Source organism: Rhizobium sp. GW821-FHT14E12, assembly GCF_058803745.1.
Window position 1 is genome coordinate 135,268 of sequence record NZ_JBXAPH010000010.1, and the last position, 23,752, is coordinate 159,019.

Genomic DNA, 23,752 nt, shown 5'->3' on the forward strand with positions numbered 1-23,752 from the left:
TTTCTCAATCATGGCGTAGTCTATGCCTTGCGGCTGGCGCGGGCTCGCTCGGTGGCGGTCGCATCCGGATGGCAATCCGCTGTTAAGACAACGCCGAACAGATCGAGCGCTTCGGTCGATGTATAACGACCGAGCCGCACATCTTCTACAACGGCTTGCGGGTCGCGTGTCAACGGGTCGCCGTAGCCGCCGCCGCCCGGCGTGCCGACGCGGACGCGGTCGCCGGGTTTCAATGCTATATCCTGCGCTTTCGACAGATGCTCCGGCGTCATCGCTTCGCCGCCGCGCCAGACCGTGACGCTGTTCGTTCGGCCGTCACTGCCGCCTAGTGCGCCCTGCGGTCCGAAGCGTCCGTGATCCATGACGAAGCTCGCGGTCGCTGCACCGCGCCTCAGCTCGATTTCGTAGTCGAGACCGAAGCCGCCGCGATGCCTGCCGGCACCACCGGATCCCTCGCGCAGGGCATAGCGATGATAAAGTACGGGAAATTGCTGCTCCATGATCTCGACCGGCGGCGCCTTGGAAATGCCGATGGTCGAGCAGCCGTTGGCGAGCCCGTCGTGATCGCTGTTGCCGCCATAGCCGCCGCCGGAAATCTGGTACATGACATAGCCGCGACCGCGCTCCGGATCGTGGCCGCCAAGCGCGAAATTGCCGGAGCTTCCGGCGGGCGAGGCCGTCACCCGGTCGGGCAGCGCCTCGACCAGGGCTGCAAAGACGGCTTCGGCGATCCGTTGGCTGACTTCAGCAGCGCAGCCGGAAACCGGGCGCGGATAATGGGCATCGAGGAAGGTTCCCTCGGGCGTTTTCACCTTCAAAGGCTCGAAGGCGCCGGCGCTGATCGGAACATCCGGGAAGATATGGCGCATGGCGAGGTAGACGGAGGATAGCGTCGTCGCCAATACCGAATTCATCGGCCCGGCGCAGGGCTTCGACGATCCCTCGAAATCGAAGGAAAGTTCGTCACCTGTCGCGGTGATCGTCAGGCGAATTTCGAGCGGCTCGTTGACCACGCCGTCGCTGTCGATATAGGCGACGGAGCGATAAGTGCCTTCCGGGATCAGCCGGATATTGGCGCGCATCTGCTCGGCGGCGCGGCGGCGCAGCTCGCCGATGGCTTGGCTGACCGTATCGTCGCCATAGCGTTCGAGAATACGCACCAGCCGCTCCTGGCCGACCAGAAGGGCGGCGGCTTGCGCCTTCACATCGCCGATGCGCTGCTCGGAGACGCGGATGTTCGAGCAGATGATGGCATAGATTTCGGTGTCGAGCTTGCCTTCCTTGAAAAGACGGACGGGCGGCAGGCGCAGGCCCTCCTGTTCGACGGAGGTGGCCGAGGCCGAAAAGCCGCCGGGGACAGCGCCACCGGTATCCGGCCAATGACCGGTGTTCGATAGCCAGCAAAAGATCTCGCCATTGCGATAGACCGGCATGGCAAAGCGCACGTCCATCAGATGCGTGCCACCGAGATAGGGGTCGTTGACGATATAGATATCGCCCGGCTTCGGCGCGGCCGCCTTGCCCGACGCGATCATCTCGATCAGCGTGCGCGTCGAATATTGCATGGTGCCGACAAAGACCGGCAGGCCGCCGGCGCCCTGGGCGATCAGCGAGCCGTCCTCGGCTGAATAGATGCCGTCGGAGCGGTCATTGGCCTCGGCGATGACCGGGGAAAAAGCAGCGCGGGAGAAGGTCAGGTCCATCTCATCGCAGACTTGCTGCAGGCCGGACTGGATGACGCTCAGCGTGATGGGGTCGATGCTCATTGGCCGGCTCCGATCGTGATGATGATATTGCCGTCGTCGTCCTGGGTGGCGACGTCGCCGGGCTCGAGGATGATGGTCGTGTCCATCTGCTCGATGATCGCCGGTCCCGATATCGTCGCCTTGATCGGCAGGTGATCGCGCCAGTAAATCGGCGTTTCCCGCCAGCCGTCGAACCAGACCGAGCGTGTGCCCGTCTGCGCCTCGGCAAGCGTCGCCTTGCGCCCCGCCGCATCGATCAGCATGGACAGATCGATCTCTGTGCGTCGGCCGATGACCGAGGTGTTGACGTTGACGAGGCTGGCACGGATTTCCGGAAGCTCGACATGGAAGCGGTTGAAATAAGCCTCCTCGAACCGCGCCTGCAATTCGACCCTCGTCGGCATGGCGCTCGGCAGCGGCACGCGCAGCAGATGCGTCTGACCAATGAACTGCATGTCGACGGAGTAAATCTCGCGGATCTCGCGAATGGCGACAGCTTCTTTGCCGATCAGACGACGCCCTTCCGCCGACTGCTTTTCAAAGAGTGCGTGCACGACATCCATATCGGCGACATCGAGCGGGCGGTTGACCGTGTTAACAAAATCATGCCGGAGATCGGCGACGACGCAGCCGAGCGCATTGGTGATCCCCGGACGGGACGGCGTCAGCACCCTGGGAATGCCGAGCTCGCGTGCGATCGAGGTTGCGTGCAGCGGCCCGGCGCCGCCGAAGGAGAATAGAGCGAAATCGCGGGGATCCTCGCCGAGACTGACAGACACCATGCGCACGGCGTCGGCCATGCGGGCATTGGCGATGCGGATGACGGCGGCGGCGGCCGCCGTGGCGTCAAGCCCAAGCGGTCGGCCGAGCTTTTCTTCGAACAGGTCGCGGATACCATCGATGGAAATGCCGCCCGGAACCGAGTTGAGCTTGGAAGGGTTGAGGCGGCCGAGCAAAAGGTTGGCGTCTGAAATGGTTGGCGTCGTGCCGCCGCGGCCATAGCAGATCGGCCCCGGCATGGCGCCGGCACTTTCCGGGCCGACCTGGAGAAGGCCCGCAGCGGTAATCTTGGCGATCGAACCGCCGCCGGCGCCGACGGTGCGGACATCGACCATCGGCACATGGATCGGCATGGCGTATTCGATCTCGATCTCGTTGGAGACTGCCGGTTCGGCGTTGCGAATGAGGGCGACGTCTGTGGATGTGCCGCCCATGTCATAGGTGATGAGGTTCGGGATACCGGCGCGCCGGCCGGTATAGGCGGCGGCCATGACGCCGGAGGCGGGGCCGGACATGACAGTCTTTGCCGCTTCCTTGGCGACGTGGCGCGCGGAGACCATGCCGCCATTGCCGTTCATGACGAGAACGTCGTGCCTGTAGCCCTTGGTGGCGAGCTGGTCGGCCAGGCGCTCGATATAGCGCGCGAGCAGCGGCTGCACCGACGCATTGACGGCCGCCGTCACGCCGCGCTCGAACTCACGGCTTTCGGACAGAAGCGCATGGCCGAGCGTGATGTTGTCGTTCGGCCAGATCTCGGCGGCGATCTCGCCGGCGCGCAATTCATGCGCCGGATTGGCATAGGCATGCAGGAAGTGGATGACCAGCGACTCGCAATCAGTATCCACCAGGGCTTTCAAGGCGATGCGAAGCGCCTCTTCGTCGAGAGGGATCAGCACGTTGCCGGCGGCATCCATGCGCTCGGGAACTTCGAGCCGGAGGTCGCGGGGGATGATCGGGAGAAATTCGCCCTTCATACCATAGGGGTTGGGGCGGGTGCGCCGGCCGAGCTCCAGCACGTCGCGAAAACCGCGTGTGGTGATCAGACCCGTTCGGCAGAGATTGCGCTCGAGAACGGCATTCGTGGTGGTGGTGGTGCCGTGAACGATGAGGTCGAGCGCCGCGACATCGGCTTCTGCTGCATCCAGCGCGTTAAGGACGCCAAACGCCTGATTGTCGAGCGTGGTGGGCGTCTTGGCGAGGCGAACCTTGCCGGAGATCGTGTCGAAGAGTACGAGATCGGTAAATGTGCCGCCGACATCGATACCCGCGACCTGCGATTGTTCAGGTGTCGGGCTCGATGGTTCATTCGAAGAAGGCTGAGTCACGACTGTTCCCATTATTGTTTGTATACAAATGAATTTACGGACCTGATCGATTGCCTGTCAAGCGCGAGTATCCTGGAGCACGCCCCTAGCGCAGGCCATCCGTGCCTTCGACCTCGGACGCCTTCAGCCCACCGACGCGGGCAAGCGGCCGGCCGCTATCGGTCACGGCGACGGCCACGATGATTTCCGCCGGACGCGGTGCGTCAGCGAGGCTCACTTCCATCCCGTCGAAATGCGACCGCACATAGGCGGCATCCTTGTGCCCGAGCGGAATGTCGAGAGGCCGGCCGGGGCCGCCGCGTTTCTTTGAGGAGGGCACAAGTGCCGCTCCCTTTTCCACGGCCTCGCGCAGCGGCTTGCCGAGCGAGGGATGGAGCAGGGCGGCTGCATGTTCCAGCTCGCCATCCTCACCAACCAGTGCCGCCTTGCCGTAGCTCTCGGCCTGCGCCGGCGAAATCCCGAGTGCTTCGACGCATTTGCGGCCAAGCAGGCCACCGAGTTCGGCGCCGATGTCGATCAGCGGCGTCAGATCCTCGACATAGCGGCCGGCGAAAGGATTGGCGATCACGGCGACGGCCGCCGCCTTGCGCGTCGGCGGCGAGATGGTTTGGCCCATCTCGCTCAGTGTCTCCTCGATGAAGACGGTGATCTTGCGGATCTCGGCGGTCAACGCAGGCCGTCCTCGCCCTTGATGTCCTCGGCCTTGAGGCCGCCGCTACGGGCATGAACGCGCGGGCCGGTGGTCATCACCAGCACGACCGCCATCTCGTTGGCGCGCGGACCGTCCGGTACGCCGACTTCGATCGAGTCGAAATGGCTGCGTACGTAGGAGGCGTTGATATGGGTGACCGGCACGTCGAGCCGCGTGCCGGGGCCGCCGACCTTCTTCGAGGAAGGCACGATCGCCTTGGCGCCGCCCAGCACTTCGCGCATGGCGTAGCCGCCCGGTGCATGCCAGAGCGCGCCATGCTCCAGTTCGCCGGCCTGACCGACGATGATACCCTTGCCGTATCCCTCGACTATGGTGGGATCGCCACCAAGTGCCGCGACCAGCCGGTTCGCCATATCGAGGCCGAGCGGTTCCAGATCCTTCATGAAGCCGGTAATTTCCTCATGATAGCTGCCGGCGAACGGGTTCTCGATGACGGCGACGATCGCTCCCCGCTTCAGCGGTTTTGCGACGGGCTTGCCGCCCTCGTGATAAATCTCCTCGATGACGGTGAGGAACTTGCGGATCTTGACGTCAGGCATTGGAAAACCGCTCCATGGATTGATCGATTGAAAGAGGTGAGGCTGTAAGTGGCTCAGCTGCGGCCGGCATGGCGAGCAGGCCCTGCTTCGCGAGAAAGAGACCGGCGCGATCGATGAGGCCGAGCGCGATGAAGCGCTCGGCTCTGGCAAGGCCACGCGAAAGAGCCGTGTCGATTTCCGCATCCGTCAGGGGGCCGCAGTCGGTGACAACAAGGCGCTCGCCGAGATCGCTGTCATCGACGACGTCAATGGCGCGCGCCCGGCTGATGGCGGCATGGCCGGGGAGATCGACGGCATTGGCAATAAGCGTGACCGCCGCGTCGGCCGCCGCCGCATTCGTCGCCAACACGGTCACGGAATCGGCAATCCCCATCGACAGACTGCGCCCGCCGCGTCCGCTGGTGGCGATGCCGCGCGTTGGGCCAGAAGCGTGGAGCGCGAAATCGCCAAGTGCTGCGCCGTCTTCGCGCGCCATGCGGACATGAAATTCCGCGTCGTCTTCAAGATGGACGGCGATGTCGCCGCCATTGTTGACATAGGCGCGGTGAGGGCGGTCGTCGTTATCGAATGCCGCCAGCAGCGACGCCAGAATTTCGTCGGCGACGGCACCGGCAACGGCTGCCATCGGCGTGATGAAATGATCAGCGGCAAAGGGGCGGACTGCGGCGACCATGCGTCGGGCGATCGCGCCCGCAGGCACTAGGCCGCCAATTTCCGCGGGAGTGCGCAGCAGCGGCAGTTCGCTCACCAATTCGTCGAGGACAGTCTGGAAACGGGCAATGGCAGCCGCGAAGGCACGGACGCGTCGTTCGGCTTCGCCCTTGCGGGCCGCGCCGCCGTCATCGACGCCAATGACGAGATCGATCGGCCCGTGCTGCAGATGCAGCCGGCCGTTCGGATCGCCATCGAGATATCGGGCAACAGGCCGCGACATGCTATCGCTCCCTTTGCCGTCAGGCGCCCCATCTGAAGTTTCGGCTTTCTGTCGGCCAGGGGCCACGGCCGATCGGCGTCACCTTGCGTTCGGCCATTTCCAGCGCCTGCTCAATCGGCATCACGGCCTCCATATGGCCGCCGAGCGCCCGGTAATCATCGAGCCGCATGGTGAATTCGATCGGCGCGACGAGCGCAGGCGTTGGTACATAGCCGAAGGCGTTGCTTGGCATCTGCGTCACGTCGACCATGACGGTGATGCCGCCGCCCGGCCAGACATAGGCCGGGACGCCGCCGCAGGAAACATGGGTCAGCGCTTCCTTGACGGAGCGCGTCAGGCGGACCGGGTTCGTGGTGACGCCGGCGCGCAGGCTGCCGCCAGCGCCGCCGATGAACAGGACCGAGGTGAGTGCCGGTTCGCAGTTTTCGGCGATGATCTCGACCGATTCCTGCAAGGCTGCTGGAAGGATCGTCTGCAGCTCCGGCCGCAGATTGTCGTCGAGAATGTAGTAGCCGTATTGCTCGCCGGTGGTCGACACCATCAGCATGCGCATGCCCGGCCAGGCGGTCTTGGGGTCGAAATCGCCGAGGATGGTCAGGGGATCGGATATGTTGGTGCCGCCCCAGCCAATGCCGGGTTCGGCCACCTGGAAGTAACGACCTGGCGTCGAGCGCCGGCCCTTGATGCGAATGCCGGTAGCCGGCACATCGAGCAGCCGTCCGGCCTGATGTTCGGAGAGTACGCCGGTGATATGGTCGTCGACAACGACGACCTCGTCGACATGGCCCATCCACTGCTTGGCGAACATCCCAATGGTGGCCGAACCGCAGCCGACGCGCATGCGGCTTTCCTCGACATCGTTGATCACTGGTGCAGCGCCTGCCTTGATGGTCAGGCTGACCCCGCCGTCGATCTGCATGTCGACGGCGTCGCCATTACAGAGTTTCAACAGCGCGTCGCAGGTAACGCGACCTTCCTTCTTCGAGCCACCCGTCAGGTGGTGGACGCCTCCGAGCGACAGCATCTGCGAGCCGTATTCGCCTGTTGTGACATGGCCGATCGCTTCGCCGTCGACCAGCACAGTCGCCGTTTCCGGGCCGAGAAAGCGGTCGGTGTCGATCTTCACCTTGGCGCCGCAATAGCTGAAGATGCCTTCGGTGACGACGGTCACCATATCGATGCCGTTTTCCTTCTGCGACACGATGAAGGGTGCCGGCTTGTAATCGGGATAAGTCGTTCCGGCGCCGACGGCGGTAACGAAGCGTCTGGTGGCGTGGACGATGTCGCCGTCCCATTCGCTCTCGTCCGGCTGGGCGAGGAATGGCACGACATTGCCGCCTTCGGAAATGGTGTTTTCGATGATTGTCAGCGGATCGACGCGGATCAGCTCGCCGCCGAGATTGGCATAGCGATCGCAGGCGCCGGAGCGACCATCGGAAATGTAGCACATGACGGGACAGGCATCGCAGCGTATCTTGCCGTTCGCGACGCTTTCCACGCGTTGCTTGACCATGGCACTCTCCATTTTAACGCGGCCGCTCGTCTGGTGGTGCTGCCATCAGCCCATGGACAGATATTTGACCGTCATTGTTCCCATTTTTCATTTGTATGCGAATGAGTATCAGCCCGTCTATCGATCCTGTCAAGCGAGGGCGGGGAGGTCGGACAAAAATGCTGTCTCTGCCTTCGACCGGTTCGGTTCTTAGCGAGCCTGCGGCGTTGACAAATGCTGACTTCAAAGTAGACGCTTGGAACCTCGAGCGTTTACATCATCGAGCAATGGCGCTCTAATCTTTTGAATCTAGAGCAGCTTATCGACGTCGCAGCCATATGCGCGGAACCGGGGCGGGACAAATGCAGAAATCGCTTGAAGACAAACAATCCGCCGCGCCCGAATACCATGTCGATCGGCAGGTCGGGTTCTTCCTCCGGCAGGCCAACCAGCGGCATGTGGCAATCTTCGCCAGTGCCATCGGCGACAAGCTGACGACGACGCAATGGTCGGCGCTTTCGAAGCTCAAGGAAATCCAGCCCTGCTCGCAAAACCAGCTTGGGCGCGAGACGGCGATGGACGTCGCGACCATCAAAGGAGTGGTGGATCGCCTGGTGAAGCGCGGCTTCGTTGCCACCGCGCCGGACCGGAATGATGGCCGCCGGGTCGTCCTGTCGCTGACCGAAGACGGCCTTGCCGTCATCGCCGCGAATGTCGGCGCGGCGCTTGTGGCAACCGAGGGGACATTGGCGCCGCTTACCTCCGGCGAGCGGATGATGTTCCTCGAATTGCTGCAGAAAATCTGCTGACCAGCCGGCCCAAAGCCCTCGCTCCCATTCCTCTGCGTTCGTCGATGATGAAACATCATGTCGTCGGCGCAAGGAATGGATTGCGCAGTAAAATTCATTCGTGTACAAATGAATATGAGTGACCAAGGCGAGGGAAGACGGATGAGCTTGTCAACGGAAGAAGCAGTCATCATTGACGGTCAGCAGGCAGGTTCCGCGCCGGCCTTTCCGATCCCCGCCAATGTCTTCGTCCAGACGGTGACCGAGGTCCGGCATTTCACCGACCGGCTGTTCAAGTTCCGCATCACGCGGCCGGCGGAATTCCGCTTCCGTTCGGGCGAGTTCATCATGATCGGCTTGCCGAATGCCGAAAAGCCAGTCTTCCGCGCCTACTCCATTGCCAGCCCCTTCTGGGACGAGGAGATCGAATTCTATTCCATTAAGGTGCAGGACGGTCCGCTGACAGAGCACCTGCAGAAAATCGTCCCCGGCGATACCGTGCTAATGCGCAAGAAGCCGACCGGCACACTGGTGCTCGACGCGTTGATCCCGGGCAAGCGGCTCTATCTCCTGTCGACCGGTACCGGCGTTGCGCCTTTCGCAAGCCTGATCCGCGATCCGGAAACCTATGAGAAATTCGAGGAAATCGTCCTCATCCAGACCTGCCGTGACGTGGAAGAGCTCACCTATATTACGCAGATGGTCGAGACGCTAAAGGACGATCCGTTGATCGGCGAGCTTGTCGGCGAGCGGCTGCGCCTGCATACGACAACGACGCGCGAGCCTTTTGCGCGCATGGGCCGGATCACTGATCTTTTGACCAGCGGTAAATTCTTCGAAGAGACCGGCCTGCCGCGCATCAATCCGAATGAGGATCGCGGCATGATCTGCGGTTCGGCGGCGATGTTGAAGGATACCAAGGCTGTTCTGGAATCCTTCGGTCTCATCGAAGGCGCCAACAATGCCCCGGCCACCTTCGTCATCGAGCGCGCCTTCGTCGGTTAAGTGAGCCGTTAAAGCGCGGAGGCGGAATTCGCGTCTATCTCAATCCATCGGCTGGACGGCGCGAGCGCGTTCGATCGCCACGCCAAGTTCCTGCCATGCAGGCTTGCCGGGGGCAAAGCGGGCGCGCAGATAGGTTGCGAGGTCGGTCAACTGGCGATCGCTAAGGCTTTCGCCATAAGCCGGCATCGACATGATCTCGGCGGCATCCGTGCCCGCCTTATGGGCAAGCAGCGCCGGCGCCTCCGCTCCGTGCAGCATCGTCAGCAGGACATTGTCGGGCCTGTCAGCGTGCAGGTTGCTATTGAGAGCGAGCGATCCGAGCGGCGAGGTCTCAGTGTGACAGGCTGAACAGGCACCCTCGAACAGCCTTGCCCCCACCGGCGCGATCCGTGCTGCCGTGGCCTCCGCCGCCTTCACGTTGGTAAGTGTGGCAGTCTGTTGCGCGGCGACATCCTCTTCAGTCTGCCCCGAGAAGCTTGCCAGATACGTCGCCATGGCCTGGATATCGCTGTCCGGAAGCGGAGCGAGCGCCTTGACGACTGCACCCATCGGCCCGCCGGCGCTGCCGTGGCCCTTGGCTGTACCGGTGCGCAGATAGTCGTAGAGAGCGGTTTGGTTCCAGCCGACGGGGGCGGGGCCCGCGCCGTTCAGCGCCGGTGCATCCCAGCCCTCCGCGATGCCACCCGCAAGATGGAAGTCGCCCTTCTTTTCCGCACCAAGCGCATTGCGCGGCGTATGGCAGGCGCCGCAATGGCCGAGCGTCTCGACGAGATAGGCGCCACGGTTCCAGCCTTCACTCTTCGTTGCATCCGCCGGCACCGTCCGTCCGCCAGCAAAAAGCATATTCCAGCCGGCCAGCAAGGGCCGGATGTTGAAGGGGAAGCGCAAGGCATTCTCCGGAGCCTTTGCGTCAGAAGGTGTCTGCGTCATCAGGAACGCATAGAGTGCCTGGAGATCCGCGTCGGTAGCGCCGGCAAAGGAGGGGTAGGGATGGACCGGATAGAGATGCTTTCCATCCCGGCGCACGCCTTGGCGCATTGCCCGTTCGAAAGCCGGATAGGACCAGGCGCCGATGCCGTTTTCAGCGTCGGGCGTGATATTCGTGGCATGGACCACGCCGAACGGCGTGTCGAAGGCGCGGCCGCCGGTAAAGGGTGTTCCGTCCGTTCCGGTATGACAGACATTGCAGGCGCCGACCGCCGCCGCCAACCGTCCGCGTTCGATCGTGGCGGCGCTGTAGGTGCCGGGGTCCGGTCGCGTGATTTCGGGGTAGGCACCGCGCCAGGGCGAGGCGGCAAGAATGCCGCCGGCGAGCACGCCAGCGACGATGCCGCCTGCTCCGGCGAACATCGATCCTCTCCGCCACCATGATTTCCTGACTGGTGCCGGCGGAGCGAGTGCCGGGCGTGTTTCGCCAAGGGCTGCAAGCACGCGCTCCGGTGTCAGCGGCAGTTCGCGGAACCGGATGCCGGTCGCATCAAAGACGGCGTTGACGATGGCGGCAGCTGACGGCACCGAGGCGGATTCGCCGGCGCCGCGCGGTTCTTCGTCCTGGCGCAACAACATCAGCACGTCGATCTCAGGCACTTCCGGGAAGGTGATGATCGGATAGCCGCCCCACTCGGCACTTTCGACCGCAGTGCTGGAGAAATCCACCTTCTCTTTCAGCGCGCGGCTGGTGGACTGGATGACATTGCCGTGGATCTGGTGGCGCACGCCGTCCGGATTGATCATCATGCCGGAATCCTGGCCGACGGTGACGCGTGTGACGGCGATCTCGCCGGTCTTGCGGTTGACGGCGACATCGGCGACCCAGGCCGACCAGGCGGCCGGCGTTCCCGGGAACTTGCCGTGGACATAGAGCGCATAGGCAAAGCCCCGGCCATAGAGCAGGTCGCCTTCGCCGCCCATCGTTCCCGGCTCAGTGCGCGGCGTCCAGCCGGCGCGTTCGGTGACGGCATGGACCAGATCGACGGCTCTTGGATCCTTCAGATAGCGCAGCCGGTATTCGACCGGATCGACCTTGGCCGCGAAGGCGAGTTCGTCGATGTAGCTTTCGTGCGCAAAACTGTTCGGCATGGCCGAAACGCCGCGAAACCACGAGGCCCGCGCGATCGGCGGCATGTCCTGCACGGCGATACGCATATTGCTGAAGGCATAGGGCGGGATCGCCGTGCGGTCGCCCATCTCCGCCACGGTCGCAATGTTCGAGGCTTTGCCGGTCAGGATCAGGGCAAGCGTCGGCGACAGGTTCGACGGATAGCGCGTTTCGAAATCATAGGCCGCCGGCCCGCCTTCGAGATCGAGCCCGCCGCGCACGTCGATCACCTGCGCAGCGCCCTTCGGTTCCCAGCCGTGCTCCTGTTCGCGGGTGAGTTGTACGCGCACCGGTCGGCCGACCGCGCGTGACAGCAGGGCGGCGTCGGCTGTCACGTCGTCGGCGCAATTGCGCCCGTAGCAGCCGGCCGCTTCCAGCCGTTCGACGAGCACGGCCTCTTCCGGCATGTCGAGAAGAAGCGCCAGATCGCGACGCATCGGATAGGGGTTCTGCGTGCCCGACCAGACGACCAGCCGCTCCGGGTGCCAATCGGCGACGGCGCAGGATGGACCGATGGAGCCGTGCATTTGATAGGGCCAGATGTAACTGCGGTCGAAACGCGGTGACGCCCCTTCGAGCGCGCGCTCGACATCGCCCTGATCGGCAAGAATGCGCTTCGTGGCAGGGTTGTCGCGGAGCGCCTGTTCCGGATCGTTGAGGTCGGGCAATAGCGGCGGGTCGCGCCAGACGACTTCGAGCCGGCGCGCGGCCTCGGCGGCATTCTCCTCGCGCGTGGCGACGACGCCGACGAAATCGCCGATCGCCACCACCCCGACCAGACCGGGGATATCGGCGATCGAGGCCTCGTTGACGGAGATCAAGCTATGGCCGACATGCGGGCCATGGTCGAAGCCGACATAGGGCGGGCGGACGACGCGGCCATGCAGCATGTCCGGTACGCGGACGTCATGCACATAGGTCCATTGTCCCGTCGCCTTGGCGGCGATGTCGTTACGCGGTTGCGGCTTGCCGACGATCCGGTAGTTCTCCACCGGCTTTGTCGGCGCGGTGACGTCGATGGCGATCCGCTCGTGGCGCCCTGAGATCAGCTCTCCGAAGGTGATCGACCAATTGGCCGATGCATCCGGACGAATGATGCCGTCTTCGATCGAGAGTGTCTGTGGCGTGACGCCGTGGCGAAGAGCCGCCTGTTCGAGAAGCCAGCGCCGCGCGGTTGCCGCGGCCTGGCGCAGCGGGATCGCCGTCACCTGAATGGTTTCGCTAGCGATCGTCGCACCCTGATCGGGCGCTGCCGTCGTGCTGCCGAGCACCATGCGGACCTGTTCGAAAGGCAGATCGAGCTCTTCGGCGACGATTTGCGCCAAAGCCGTTCGGATGCCGGTGCCGAGATCGACATGACCATTGAAGGCGCTGGCGGTCCCGTCGGGATGAAGGGCGAGGAAGATGTCAGGCTGGAGTGCATCGCCAGGCTTGACCACCAGCAGGATTTCATTGGCTTCGAGATAGCGGGCGCGAGGCATCTCCTGCGGCGCGGTCATGGCGCATCCTCCGCGATTGCCGAGGAGGGAAGGGCGGCCATCAGCTCGCTGGCGCGGCGGGCGGCGGCGAGGATCTCGATATGCGTGCCGCAGCGACAGAGATGGCGGCTGAGGGCTGCGCGAATGGCGGTCTCGTCCGGCTGCGCGTTACGAAGGAGCAGGGCTGTCGTCGCGATGATCATGCCGTTCAGGCAATAGCCGCATTGCGCGGCTTGCTTTTCGATGAAGGCCTGCTGCACCGGATGCAGTCTATCCTCCGTGCCGAGACCCTCAAGGGTGACGATGGCGCGTCCTTCGGCGGCGGCGACCGATATCGTGCAGGCGCGCACGGCGCGTTTGCCGATCAGCACCGCGCAAGCGCCGCATTCGCCGAGACCACATCCAAATTTCGGCCCGTTGAGACCGAGATCGTTGCGCAGGATGTAGAGGAGTGGCGTTTCGGGGGACAGATCGAGCGTGTGGCGGTGCCCATTGACATCCAGGGCGATCGGACGAGTCTTCACCACGTCTCCCTTCCCGTTGCAAGCGCGATGAAATGGATACTCATCCGCCCCGACGGCAAGAAGCCATGCGAAACCGAGCAGTCGCCGCCGCGCTTTGTCAAGATAATCATCGCTCTGTTCCCAAGGGTCTTAATCGCCCTTCGTTTGTATACGAATGATTGCCGCGGGGCGGCTATCTGTCAATGGGCAGAGCTTGAAAACTATTTATGGCGATGTTGCTTTATCTTGCATGCGGGACGTCATCCGGAAGACTTCAGTTCTGAGTGCCCCGATATCTTTGGGTTCTAACCGATTGCTTACTGATCCAGCTTCTGGAAAACCTCGGAAAGCAGATTGGAAAGATCGGCTGCTTCCTTGTGGCCCAATATGTTCATCACATCCTGCTGGGCCTTCGTGCTGAGGCCCTGTAGTGTCAGGAAAATGTCCTTGCCCTTGTTCGAGCGAAAAATAAGGACCTTGCGCCGGTCCTTGGCGTCGGGCGCGCGATAGACGTCGGAAGATGCGACCATCTTGTCGATGATCTTGGTCAGGGTCGGTGAATCGACGAAAACCCTGGCCGCCAGCTCTCCCATCGACATGCCGTCATGTTCGTCGAGCGCTTCCAGGACCCTGTATTGTTCTATGGACAGGCCAACCGGTCTCAGATGTGCCTCCATGGCCTGCTCGAGCTTGCGGTTGACGCCGCAAATGAGGCGCGTCAGTTGCACTTGGTTGATCCTCGCGTGCATATATTCATTTTCAATATTTTCCTTTCCATATAAATTTTCAAACTCAAATGATCAAGCCGGCGATTGGGCTAATATGCTTAACAACTGAGCATCCGGTCCTGTCGTTTTTTGTGCACAATCGCTGTCGGCGCCTCTCAAGGGTCTGAATCTGATGGCTTGCGGCGGTCCATGGCCGTCCGAGGGGTGCAAACAGACGGCCAAGAAGGGTTGGCACATTTCCTGCTTTCATAAATTCCTGGCGAAGCGACGAAGATGAAAGGCAACGGTCTTGTTCACGATTCGGCTTGGTCTGCTCACTCCTCAAAGTGGTTCGGCGGGATTATGGGCGCCGTCTGCCGAGGCTTGCGGCCGTCTGGCGGTTGACGAGATCAACCGTGCGAGCGGAATCTTGCGCCGGCCTGTCGAGCTTTCGGTTATCGATGCCGGGCCGACGAGCGAGACCGCCGGCCGCGCGGCGGAGCATGCGATCCGCTTCGATGGCATTCATGGAATCATCGGAATGCTGCCGAGCTATGCGCGCGAAGCCGTCGCCGCCGCGACCAATGACACGGTGCCGTTCGTCTATACCCCGCAATTCGAAGGCTTTGCGCCGGAGCGGCAGGTCATGACCACCGGAGAGACGGCCGACGAGCTCCTGGCACCGGCGATCAATTGGCTTTCGGAAAAGACGGGCGCGCGCCGCTATTTTCTTTGCGGCAATGATTATGTCTGGCCGCGCTCGAGCCTCTCCATCGCGCGGAAACTTATCCAGCGTGCCGGCGGTATTGTCACGGGAGAGGGCTTCGTTCCCGTCGGCGTGCTCGACTATGATGAAATCCTGGATCGCATCAAGACGACGCGCACGGATGTCGTCCTGCCTTATTTCCTCGGTTCCGACGCCATTGTCTTCAACCGGGCTTTTTGTGCGGCGGGCCTGAGCTCCAGCGTCTTGCGCTTCACCTCGGCGATCGACGAGACCATCGTCTATGGCCTTGCGCCGCACGAGACGGAAAATCTTTACGCCAGTTCAGCCTATTTTTCATCGATCCGGTCTCGCAACAACGGCGCTTTCCTGGAGCGCTATCACATGGCCTATGGTGAAAATCCGCCGCCGGCCAATGCCTTCGGGCAATCCTGCTACGAAGGCGTCTATTCCCTGGCCGCCCTTGTCGAAGAGGCTGGCGGCTTCGATACCAAACAGCTCGGACGCCTCTATGGCCGCATCCTGCAGCAACGCACCGCTCGTGGCAGCGAGCCCCGGGCGGTGGTCGGCGGGCGCCATCCTGTGCATGTCGCGCGTCTGGACGGCTACGATTTCAGAATTCTCACCAGTGCATAAAATAACTTGATTTTTCAAATATTGCGGATTTAAGTATCCCCGCCATAAGCAACAAGGGGAACTCTTCAATGCACCTGTCTCGCCGCCGCTTTCTGCATCGCTCCGCGCTCGCCTCCGCCACGCTCCTCACCGCCCCCATGATCCTTCGTCATTCGGCTCTTGGCGCGGACAACCCCATCCTGATCGGCAGCCTGCACGACCAGTCCGGCCCGATTGCGGCGTCCGGGGTACCGATGGTGCATGCGCTTCAGCTAGCGGTCGATGAGATCAATGCGGCAGGCGGCCTTATTGGTCGGCCGGTCAAGATCGTGCATTACGACACGCAATCGAACATCCAGATGTATTCGCAATATGCCCAGCAGCTGGCCTTGAAGGACAAGGTCGCCGTTGTTCACGGCGGCATCACCTCGGCCTCGCGCGAGGCCGTCCGCCCGACCTTCGACCGATTCAAGGTGCTCTATTTCTACAACGTGCTTTATGAGGGTGGCGTCTGCGACCGCAATACGTTCTGCACGGGCACGACGCCGGCGCAGACCGTCGAAAAACTGGTACCCGCAGCCATGAAGAAGGGCGGCAAGAAGGTCTACATCATCGCCGCCGACTATAATTACGGTCAGATCACCGCGAAGTGGATGACCAAATATGTCAAGGACAATGGTGGTGAGGTCGCTTCTATCGACTTCTTCCCGCTGGATGTCACCAATTTCGGCCCGACCATTTCCAAGATCCAGGCGGCCAAGCCCGATCTCATCCTGTCGGCTCTCGTGGGCGGCAACCACACCGCCTTTTATCGGCAGTGGACTTCCGCCGGAATGAAGGGGCAGATCCCGATTGCCTCCACCACCTTTGGCCTCGTCAACGAGCCGACGACACTGGATGCGGCGGAAAGTGAGAACATCCTGGGCGCCTACGGCTATTTCGAGGAACTGGATACGCCCGCGAGCAAAAGCTTCGTCGAGAAGATCAAGAAGGCCCATCCGGATACGCCCTATATCAGCGAGCTTGCCGCGGCCACCTATGAAGGGGCGCAGCTCTGGGCCGAAGGCGTGCGCAAGGCCGGCAGCATCGACCGCGCCAAGGTCGTCGATGCGCTGGAATCGGGTCTCTCTTTTGCCGGGCCTACCGGCACCGCCACCCTCGATCACGCGACCCATCACACTACGCGCAACGCCTTCCTCGCAGAGGTGAAGGATCGCAAGTGGAGCGTTCTCGAGAGCTTTCCCGACGTCAAGCCACTCGACACGGCCAGCGTCTGCGATCTGGTGAAGAATCCGGCCGACAACAAGCAATACGTCATCAGCTTCTGAAGCCCGCCGGCGGATTGCGCGGCAAAGCCTGGGCAATCCGCAGTCTTCGCGAGAAAGGAGCTCGATTTTGGATATCTACATCATAGTGGCGCTCGACGTCATTAACGGCACGGCCTCTTTGTTCCTCCTATGCCTGGGATTGGCGATCATCTTCGGGATGATGAAGATCATCAATCTGGCGCATGGCGAGTTCATCATGCTCGGCGCCTATGCCACGGTTATTTCCGCCAATGCGGGCGTCAACATCTGGGTCGCCATGCTGGTTGTCGCGCCGCTTTTCGTCGGACTGGTCGGGCTTATCGTCGAGCGCTGCCTGATCCGCTTTCTTTACGGGCGGCTGGTCGATTCCATGCTGGCGACCTGGGGATTGAGCCTGCTGATCATCGGCATCGTCACGACGATCTTCGGCAATACCATTCAGGGCGTGCCGACGCCGCTCGGCGGCTTCTCGATCGGCGCCTATCGGTCGAGCTATTACACGCTGTTCCTGCTGGCGATGGCGATCATCATGATAGCCCTGGTCTATGCCGTCATGCGCTACACTAGGTTCGGCCTGATCGCGCGCGCCACCATGCAGAACCCGGCCATGGCCAACACGCTCGGCGTCAATCCGGCCCGTGTTTATATGACGACCTTCGCGGCCGGCGCTGCCATTACTGGCCTTGCCGGCGGCCTGCTGGCGCCGGTATCGGGCGTCACGCCGGTCATGGGCGGCGCCTATGTCGCCAAGGCCTTCATCACGGTTGTCGGCGGCGGCGCGGCCATTCTGTCCGGAACACTTTCGGCGGCGACCCTGTTCGGCAGCATCAACCAGATCGGCGCCTATCTCACCACCCCCGTCTATGGCGAGGTCATCGTCTTCACTGCGGCTATCGTCCTGATCCGGCTGTTGCCCCAGGGCGTTTCCGGGCGCTTTTTCAAGGGGAACCTGTGATGACGCCGCGTCTTCGCCTGATTGCCCAGAGCCTGGCCGTTCTCACCGCCATCATCGCCGTCGCCATCGCACCCGGCCAGCTCGAACTCTTTACATTGATGCAGTTCACGCTGTTTGCCGCCATGGCGGTGCTGTCGCTCAGCCTAGCTTTCATCTGGGGTTTTGGCGGCATTCTGTCTTTCGGACAGACGGCCTTCTTCGGCCTCGGCGGCTATGTCTATGCGATCTCCGCAATCAATTTCCAGGATTCCACGCAAGGCATCATGCTGGCCCTGTTCATCCCGGCGGTGTTTTCGGCGCTGCTCGGTTACTTCGTCTTCTACGGGCGGATCTCCGATGTCTATCTCGGGGTCATCACCCTGACGGTGACCCTGATCCTGTTCAACGTCATCAATTCGACGTCGGGGAACGAATATCACATCGGCACCGCGATGCTGGGAGGCTTCAACGGCATCCCGGCGGTGCCGACCTTCAATATGCCTTTCGATCCTTCGACCCCGCTGTCGCCGGAGCAATCATGGTGGGTGACCGGCGGTGCGCTCATTGCTGTCTACCTCCTGCTGCGCCTCATTCTGGCGAGCCCTTTCGGCCGTGTCGTGGTCGCCGTCCGGGAAAACGAGGTTCGTGCCTCCCTGCTGGGATATGACCCACGTCTGATCAAGCTGGTGACTTTCGTGATCGGCGGCGCGATCGCGGGATTGGCTGGCGCCCTTTATGTCAATTGGGGCGCCTTCGTCGGGCCGACGATCTTCAGCCTGTCGCTGTCGGCCGAGATCATCATCTGGATCACCATCGGCGGTCTTGGTACGCTCCTCGGCCCGATCATCGGCTGCATATTGATCGAATATGCCGTTGCCGCCATCGGCTCGCAGCAGACCCTGAATTCGAACCTCGTCCTGGGCGCGGTTCTCATTTTCTTCGTGCTGCTGCTGCCCAAGGGCTTGGTGCCGACCGTCCGCGACCTTCTGCTGCGTCTCGTTCCCAAGATCGAGCCGAGATCGGCCAATCCAGCGCAGGAACCCTCCGTCCAGCCTGTAGGAGCCAAGTGACATGCCAGCCCCCACTTTGCTTCTCAAGACAGAAAATCTGACCATGCGTTTCGGCGGCGTCGTCGCCAATGACGACATCAACTTCACCCTTGACGAGATGGAGCTACGCTGCCTGATCGGCCCAAACGGTGCCGGCAAGAGCACCTTCTTCAAATCGCTCACCGGCCAGCAGACGCCGACATCGGGGACGATCGCCTTCCGGGGCCAGCCGATAGCGGGAAAGCTCCCGCATGAGATCGCCCGCATGGGGATCGGCATCAAGACGCAGGTTCCGAGCGTCTTCAACGGGTTGAGTGTCCGCGAAAATATCTGGATGGCGGCCCGCCGCAAGGCGACGCCCAGGGGGCTCGCACCCATGGTGGAGAGCGTGCTTTCCCTGATCCGGTTGAGCGACTTCGCCGACAGGGTCGTTGCGACGCTGTCGCACGGCCAGCGCCAATGGGTCGAGATCGGCATGGTACTCGCCGCTGAGCCGGATCTCATCCTGCTCGACGAGCCCGCCGCCGGCATGACGGACGAAGAGACACTCAGAACCGCCGAGATCATCCGCGACATCAACCAGTCGCGTGCCATCATCGTCGTCGAGCACGACATGGCTTTCATCAAGCTGATCGCCAAGAAGGTCACGGTCTTTCATCAGGGCAAAGTGCTGGTGGAAGACACGATCGACCGCGTGCTTGCCGATCAGAGGGTGCGGGACATCTACCTCGGAAAGAAGGTGGTCGCATGACACAGCTTCTGAGCGTGAAGGACCTGCGATCCGGCTATGGGCGGATTCCGATCCTCGCCGGTGTGGATATGGTGATGGAGGAGGGCGAATATCTCGGCATCCTCGGCCATAACGGCATGGGCAAGACGACGCTGATGCGGACTCTCATGGGGCATCTGCCCGCCACCGCCGGCACGGTGGAGTTCTCCGGCCGCAACGTGACGGGGATGAAACCTTTCGAGCGGTCGAGGCTCGGCATGGGGCTGGTGCCGCAGGGGCGTGAAATCTTTCCGGAGCTTTCCGTCTATGAAAACCTGCGGATGGGGCTTGTGGCGGCGCGGAAGGAAGACCGATCGATCATCGATACCGTTCTTCAGGATTTTCCACGTCTCGTGCGTCTGCTCGATCGTCGTGGCGGAGCGCTTTCCGGTGGCGAACAGCAGCTTCTGGCCCTTGCCCGCTGCCTGTGCACCAAGCCGAGGCTCATCCTTCTCGATGAGCCGACTGAAGGCATTCAGCCGTCGATCATCGAGGAGATCATCGAGACGCTGATTGCGCTGAAGAGCCGCTGGAAACTGTCGTTGATCGTCGTCGAACAGAACCTCGAATTCATTACGTCACTGTCCGACCGGATCCTGCATATCCAGAAGGGGCGCATCACCGGCGAAATCGATCGGGATGCGATCCTGTCCGGGGAGGTAGGCATGGCCCCCGTCTAGTTCACCGGAGCCGCCCCGGCTCCGTTCCCACTGAAAATCCGACCTGAAACGCTTGTCTTCACAAGAAAGGATGACTCATGTCCATTACCCGTCCAACCGTTGCCGATGTCGTCGAGCTGGCCTCCAGCCTGCACATGAATATGTCCGCCGAGGAGGCCGCCAGCTATCACTCTCTGATGGGCGGCATGTTCGATGCCTATGATGTGGTCGACTCGCTGCCCAATCCCCTGCCGCCGGCCAAATATCCGCGCACTCCGGGCTACAAGCCGGGCCTCGAGGAAAACAAATACGGGGCCTGGGCCTATAAGAGCGAGGTAAAGGGCGCATCCGAGGGCAAGCTCAAGGGGCGAACCGTCGCGCTGAAGGACAATGTCGCGCTCGCCGGCGTTCCGATGATGAACGGCTCCACGACGCTCGAAGGCTTCGTGCCGGCGGCCGACGCGACCATCGTCACCCGCATGCTCGATGCCGGCGCGACGATCGTCGGCAAGGCGGTGTGCGAGCACTTCTGCCTCTCCGGCGGCAGCCATACCTCGGATCCTGGCCCCGTGCATAACCCGCACCGCATGGGCTATTCGGCGGGCGGTTCGTCCTCCGGCAGCGCGGCACTGGTGGCGGCCGGCGAAGTGGACATGGCGATCGGCGGCGATCAGGGCGGCTCGATCCGGATTCCGTCCTCTTATTGCGGCATCTACGGGATGAAGGCCACGCATGGTCTCGTTCCCTATACCGGCGTCATGCCGATTGAATCGACCATCGACCATACCGGGCCAATGACTGCGACCGTGGCCGACAATGCCCTGTTGCTCGAAGTGCTTGCCGGCGCCGACGGTTTCGATCCGCGCCAATATGCGCCGAAGGTTTCGTCCTATACCGAGGCGCTCGGCAAGGGTGTCAGGGGTCTGAAGATCGGCCTGCTGAAGGAAGGCTTTGCCGTGTCGAACATGCAAGAGGCGGTTGCCGACAAGGTGCGGGCGGGCGCCGAGCGTCTGGCTGGCCTCGGCGCCGAAATCTCCGAGGTCTCCATTCCTGATCATCTCAATGCGCTTGCGGCCTGGAACCCGATCACGCTGGAAGGCTTCATGGTGCAGATGATGCATGGCAACGGCATGGGCTTCAACTGGAAGGGGCTCTATGATGTCGGTCTCTTGGACGCGCATTCGTCCTGGCGGAACCGGGCTGACGATCTGTCGAAGACCCTCAAGCTTTGCATGCTGGTCGGTCAGTGGGGCCTTACCCACTATCGCGGGCGCTACTACGCCAAGTCCCGCAACATCGCTATTGCTGCGAAGGCTGCCTATGACGCGGTCTTCGGTGAATACGATCTGCTGCTGATGCCGACCCTGCCTTGCGTGGCAACGAAATTGCCCGAGAAAGATGCGCCGCTGTCCGAGATCATCGAGCGCGCCTTCGAGATGACCGCGTCCACCAGCCCCTTCGACGTCACCGGCCATCCGGCCATGTCCTTGCCCTGCGGCCTCGTGGACGGATTGCCGGTCGGGCTGATGCTGATCGCCAAGGATTACGACGAGAGCACGATCTATCGTGCGGCTAGCGCCTTTGAGGCCGACGGTGACTGGAGGTCGTTCTGATGCACACCATCAGCGCGATCATCCGGGTCAAGGCCGGGCAGGAGGCGACCATGCGCGACGCCCTGATGGCGGTGGCTTCACATGTGAACATGAACGAGCCGGAAACTCTCGGCTTCTTCATTTCCCAGAGCGAGGACGATCCATGCCTGTTCACCACCTATGAACGCTTCACGGATCGCGCCGCCATGGATCGCCACAATGGTTCGGATGCGGTGGGTGTGTTTTTTGCCATCGCAAGCCCGATCCTGGACGGGCCGGTGACGCTGGTGACGGCGCTCGAAGCATCGGCGAAAGCCTGATTTTGACCGTCCCAAGGTGCCGGCGACGTCGCGTTCGCCGGCACGGGACAACGCATGGCTGTTTGCCGATTTTCCAACGAAAGAATGGGATGATGTTCGATACGATCATTATCGGTGCGGGCTCCGCCGGCTGCGTGGCGGCCCACCGCCTGAGCGCGGATGCGAAGCGAAAGGTTCTGGTACTGGAGGCCGGGCGGGATGCGCTGGTCGCCTCCGATATCCCGTCCGATTGGGTGACGATGTTCAACACGAGCGCCGATTGGAGCTACTATACCGAGCCGCAGCCCGGTTGCCGGGGCCGTCGCATCTTCTGGCCGCGCGGCAAAATGGTCGGCGGGTCCGGCGCGCTCAACGCCATGATCTACATTCGCGGCCTGCCGTCGGACTATGATGCCTGGCAGGCGATGGGCTGCGCCGGTTGGGGGTGGAAAGATGTCTTTCCGGCCTTCCTCGCCGCCGAGAGCAATGCCAATTTCCAGACCAATCCCTATCACGGCAATGACGGGCCGCTTCATGTCGGCAACGTGCCTTATGTCGACAGGCACGAGCGTCTCTGGCTCGAAGCCGCCCAGGCGGCCGGTTTTGTGCTCAACCCGGATTTCAACGGCGAGAGCCAGGAGGGCGTCGGGTTCTTCCAGTTCACGATCCGCAATGGCGAACGATGGGGGACCGGCAAGGCCTATCTGCGCCCCGTGCTCGACCGGCCGAACCTGACCTTGAAGAAGGGCGTTCTCGTCACCGGTCTGATCATCGAGAAGGGCCGGGTCGTTGGTGTGAACTACCTGGTGAACGGCATTCCGGACACATCCTATGCGGCGAGCGAGGTCGTCATGGCGGCCGGTGCCGTCGGGACATGCCAGATCATGATGCTGTCCGGCATCGGCCCGGCCACGGAGCTGGAAGCGGCAGGCGTTACGCCGGTTCACGATCTCCCCGGCGTCGGCAAGGATCTACAAGATCATCTGAATATCCCGATATCCTTCTACGCTCGGGAGCCGATGGGGATCGGGGCGTGGACGGAGGAAATCCTTGACGACAGTTTTGCGGAATGGCGTGACCATCGGAGCGGCATTCGCACCTCGCCCTGGGTAGCGGCGGGTGCTCACGTCTGTAGCCAGGAAGGCGTCGAGCCCGATCTCCAGCTTTACGGCGCCATCAGCCCGCATCGCGACTATGCCCGTTTCCTCGGCGGCCGCTCCGGCATCACCGCCCATTGCGTTCTCCAGCGACCGAACAGCCGGGGCGAGATCAGGCTGCGCTCGGCGGACCCCATGGAGCATCCGGCGATCGATCCGAAGTATTTCGTCTCCGATTCCGACGGCATGGACCTTGCGACCATGATCGCCGGCGTGCGGATCAACCGCGATATCCTCGCCCAATCGCCGATAAGAGAGCTCATCGACTACGAGCTGTCGCCGAGTGCGGAGTGCGAGACGGATGCCGAGATCGCTGATTATGTCCGTGGGCACATGACGACGCTCTACCATCCCTCCAGCACCTGCCGGATGGGTATCGACAGGCTCGCCGTGACCGATCCCGTCACCATGAAGGTACACGGCCTTGAAGGTCTGCACGTCGCCGATGCCTCCGCCATTCCAAAAATGGTGTCCGGCAATCTCAACGCGCCGACGATCATGCTTGCCGAGCGTACCTGCCAGAAAATACTTGCGGCTTGAG

At 62.3% G+C, this 23,752-nt stretch carries 20 protein-coding genes; 11 read left to right on the forward strand and 9 right to left on the reverse strand.

The window, feature by feature from the left end; translation table 11 throughout:
- Positions 1 to 20 precede the first annotated feature (20 nt).
- The 6 genes from AC1RO0_RS27355 to AC1RO0_RS27380 form a co-directional block, all read right to left on the reverse strand.
- Positions 21 to 1,766 carry a hydantoinase B/oxoprolinase family protein gene (locus AC1RO0_RS27355; RefSeq protein ID WP_498595700.1) on the reverse strand — a complete coding sequence of 582 codons (1,746 nt, stop codon included), beginning with the start codon at positions 1,764 to 1,766 and terminating at the stop codon, positions 21 to 23.
- Complete coding sequence (locus tag AC1RO0_RS27360; protein WP_498595701.1) at positions 1,763 to 3,862, reverse strand: hydantoinase/oxoprolinase family protein; 2,100 nt, start codon at positions 3,860 to 3,862, stop codon at positions 1,763 to 1,765. The genes AC1RO0_RS27355 and AC1RO0_RS27360 overlap by 4 nt, the downstream gene beginning before the upstream one ends.
- Before the next feature lie 73 nt (positions 3,863 to 3,935).
- The gene (locus AC1RO0_RS27365; protein WP_498595702.1) at positions 3,936 to 4,520 is read right to left on the reverse strand and encodes an amino acid synthesis family protein; all 585 of its coding nucleotides are present in this window, start codon (positions 4,518 to 4,520) and stop codon (positions 3,936 to 3,938) included.
- The gene (locus AC1RO0_RS27370; RefSeq protein ID WP_498595703.1) at positions 4,517 to 5,101 is read right to left on the reverse strand and encodes an amino acid synthesis family protein; all 585 of its coding nucleotides are present in this window, start codon (positions 5,099 to 5,101) and stop codon (positions 4,517 to 4,519) included. The genes AC1RO0_RS27365 and AC1RO0_RS27370 overlap by 4 nt, the downstream gene beginning before the upstream one ends.
- A complete protein-coding gene (locus tag AC1RO0_RS27375) occupies positions 5,094 to 6,035 on the reverse strand; it encodes a UPF0280 family protein (RefSeq protein ID WP_498595704.1) in 942 nt (313 codons plus the stop codon). The genes AC1RO0_RS27370 and AC1RO0_RS27375 overlap by 8 nt, the downstream gene beginning before the upstream one ends.
- A 19-nt stretch (positions 6,036 to 6,054) precedes the next feature.
- Entirely contained in the window at positions 6,055 to 7,548 is a 1,494-nt protein-coding gene (locus AC1RO0_RS27380) for a 6-hydroxynicotinate reductase (RefSeq protein ID WP_498595705.1), read from the reverse strand.
- 341 nt (positions 7,549 to 7,889) lie between these two features.
- Between AC1RO0_RS27380 and AC1RO0_RS27385 the strand changes: the two genes are divergently transcribed.
- Positions 7,890 to 8,336 (forward strand): MarR family winged helix-turn-helix transcriptional regulator, encoded by a 447-nt coding sequence (locus tag AC1RO0_RS27385; protein ID WP_498595706.1) that lies wholly within the window; start codon positions 7,890 to 7,892, stop codon positions 8,334 to 8,336.
- A gap of 141 nt (positions 8,337 to 8,477) precedes the next feature.
- On the forward strand, positions 8,478 to 9,320 hold the full coding sequence (locus AC1RO0_RS27390; protein ID WP_498595707.1) for a ferredoxin--NADP reductase: 843 nt from the start codon (positions 8,478 to 8,480) through the stop codon (positions 9,318 to 9,320).
- Between the two features lie 39 nt (positions 9,321 to 9,359).
- Here AC1RO0_RS27390 and AC1RO0_RS27395 read toward each other — a convergent pair whose 3' ends face one another.
- The 3 genes from AC1RO0_RS27395 to AC1RO0_RS27405 form a co-directional block, all read right to left on the reverse strand.
- Positions 9,360 to 12,917: a molybdopterin cofactor-binding domain-containing protein gene (locus AC1RO0_RS27395; RefSeq protein ID WP_498595708.1), complete on the reverse strand. Its 3,558-nt coding sequence runs from the start codon at positions 12,915 to 12,917 to the stop codon at positions 9,360 to 9,362.
- Entirely contained in the window at positions 12,914 to 13,423 is a 510-nt protein-coding gene (locus AC1RO0_RS27400; protein WP_498595709.1) for a (2Fe-2S)-binding protein, read from the reverse strand. The genes AC1RO0_RS27395 and AC1RO0_RS27400 overlap by 4 nt, the downstream gene beginning before the upstream one ends.
- A gap of 293 nt (positions 13,424 to 13,716) precedes the next feature.
- Positions 13,717 to 14,127: a MarR family winged helix-turn-helix transcriptional regulator gene (locus AC1RO0_RS27405; RefSeq protein WP_309550658.1), complete on the reverse strand. Its 411-nt coding sequence runs from the start codon at positions 14,125 to 14,127 to the stop codon at positions 13,717 to 13,719.
- 289 nt (positions 14,128 to 14,416) lie between these two features.
- On the opposite strand from AC1RO0_RS27405, the gene AC1RO0_RS27410 reads away from it, so the two are divergent.
- From AC1RO0_RS27410 to AC1RO0_RS27450, 9 genes are all read left to right on the forward strand, one after another.
- Positions 14,417 to 15,466, forward strand: coding sequence for a substrate-binding domain-containing protein (locus AC1RO0_RS27410; protein WP_498595710.1), 1,050 nt, complete (start codon positions 14,417 to 14,419; stop codon positions 15,464 to 15,466).
- Between the two features lie 68 nt (positions 15,467 to 15,534).
- On the forward strand, positions 15,535 to 16,773 hold the full coding sequence (locus AC1RO0_RS27415) for an urea ABC transporter substrate-binding protein (protein ID WP_498595711.1): 1,239 nt from the start codon (positions 15,535 to 15,537) through the stop codon (positions 16,771 to 16,773).
- A 67-nt stretch (positions 16,774 to 16,840) separates the two neighbouring features.
- Entirely contained in the window at positions 16,841 to 17,707 is an 867-nt protein-coding gene (locus AC1RO0_RS27420) for a branched-chain amino acid ABC transporter permease (RefSeq protein ID WP_498595712.1), read from the forward strand.
- A complete protein-coding gene (locus AC1RO0_RS27425; RefSeq protein ID WP_498595713.1) occupies positions 17,707 to 18,756 on the forward strand; it encodes an ABC transporter permease subunit in 1,050 nt (349 codons plus the stop codon). Before AC1RO0_RS27420 ends, AC1RO0_RS27425 begins: the two co-directional genes overlap by 1 nt.
- 1 nt (position 18,757) lies before the next feature.
- Complete coding sequence (locus tag AC1RO0_RS27430; protein ID WP_498595714.1) at positions 18,758 to 19,486, forward strand: ATP-binding cassette domain-containing protein; 729 nt, start codon at positions 18,758 to 18,760, stop codon at positions 19,484 to 19,486.
- A complete protein-coding gene (locus AC1RO0_RS27435) occupies positions 19,483 to 20,184 on the forward strand; it encodes an ABC transporter ATP-binding protein (protein ID WP_498595715.1) in 702 nt (233 codons plus the stop codon). The genes AC1RO0_RS27430 and AC1RO0_RS27435 overlap by 4 nt, the downstream gene beginning before the upstream one ends.
- 77 nt (positions 20,185 to 20,261) lie before the next feature.
- Entirely contained in the window at positions 20,262 to 21,776 is a 1,515-nt protein-coding gene (locus tag AC1RO0_RS27440) for an amidase (protein WP_498595716.1), read from the forward strand.
- Positions 21,776 to 22,075: a putative quinol monooxygenase gene (locus AC1RO0_RS27445; protein ID WP_498595717.1), complete on the forward strand. Its 300-nt coding sequence runs from the start codon at positions 21,776 to 21,778 to the stop codon at positions 22,073 to 22,075. Before AC1RO0_RS27440 ends, AC1RO0_RS27445 begins: the two co-directional genes overlap by 1 nt.
- 92 nt (positions 22,076 to 22,167) lie before the next feature.
- Positions 22,168 to 23,751, forward strand: coding sequence for a GMC family oxidoreductase (locus AC1RO0_RS27450; RefSeq protein WP_498595718.1), 1,584 nt, complete (start codon positions 22,168 to 22,170; stop codon positions 23,749 to 23,751).
- Position 23,752 lies beyond the last annotated feature (1 nt).

Excerpts from the sequence above, each read along its gene's own strand:
- AC1RO0_RS27355 (WP_498595700.1), bottom strand. The coding sequence starts at position 1,766 with ATGAGCATCGACCCCATCACGCTGAGCGTCATCCAGTCCGGCCTGCAG.
- AC1RO0_RS27360 (WP_498595701.1), bottom strand. The coding sequence starts at position 3,862 with ATGGGAACAGTCGTGACTCAGCCTTCTTCGAATGAACCATCGAGCCCG.
- AC1RO0_RS27370 (WP_498595703.1), bottom strand. The coding sequence starts at position 5,101 with ATGCCTGACGTCAAGATCCGCAAGTTCCTCACCGTCATCGAGGAGATT.
- AC1RO0_RS27375 (WP_498595704.1), bottom strand. The coding sequence starts at position 6,035 with ATGTCGCGGCCTGTTGCCCGATATCTCGATGGCGATCCGAACGGCCGG.
- AC1RO0_RS27380 (WP_498595705.1), bottom strand. The coding sequence starts at position 7,548 with ATGGTCAAGCAACGCGTGGAAAGCGTCGCGAACGGCAAGATACGCTGC.
- AC1RO0_RS27385 (WP_498595706.1), top strand. The coding sequence starts at position 7,890 with ATGCAGAAATCGCTTGAAGACAAACAATCCGCCGCGCCCGAATACCAT.
- AC1RO0_RS27390 (WP_498595707.1), top strand. The coding sequence starts at position 8,478 with ATGAGCTTGTCAACGGAAGAAGCAGTCATCATTGACGGTCAGCAGGCA.
- AC1RO0_RS27395 (WP_498595708.1), bottom strand. The coding sequence starts at position 12,917 with ATGACCGCGCCGCAGGAGATGCCTCGCGCCCGCTATCTCGAAGCCAAT.
- AC1RO0_RS27415 (WP_498595711.1), top strand. The coding sequence starts at position 15,535 with ATGCACCTGTCTCGCCGCCGCTTTCTGCATCGCTCCGCGCTCGCCTCC.
- AC1RO0_RS27425 (WP_498595713.1), top strand. The coding sequence starts at position 17,707 with ATGACGCCGCGTCTTCGCCTGATTGCCCAGAGCCTGGCCGTTCTCACC.
- AC1RO0_RS27430 (WP_498595714.1), top strand. The coding sequence starts at position 18,758 with ATGCCAGCCCCCACTTTGCTTCTCAAGACAGAAAATCTGACCATGCGT.
- AC1RO0_RS27435 (WP_498595715.1), top strand. The coding sequence starts at position 19,483 with ATGACACAGCTTCTGAGCGTGAAGGACCTGCGATCCGGCTATGGGCGG.
- AC1RO0_RS27440 (WP_498595716.1), top strand. The coding sequence starts at position 20,262 with ATGTCCATTACCCGTCCAACCGTTGCCGATGTCGTCGAGCTGGCCTCC.
- AC1RO0_RS27445 (WP_498595717.1), top strand. The coding sequence starts at position 21,776 with ATGCACACCATCAGCGCGATCATCCGGGTCAAGGCCGGGCAGGAGGCG.
- AC1RO0_RS27450 (WP_498595718.1), top strand. The coding sequence starts at position 22,168 with ATGTTCGATACGATCATTATCGGTGCGGGCTCCGCCGGCTGCGTGGCG.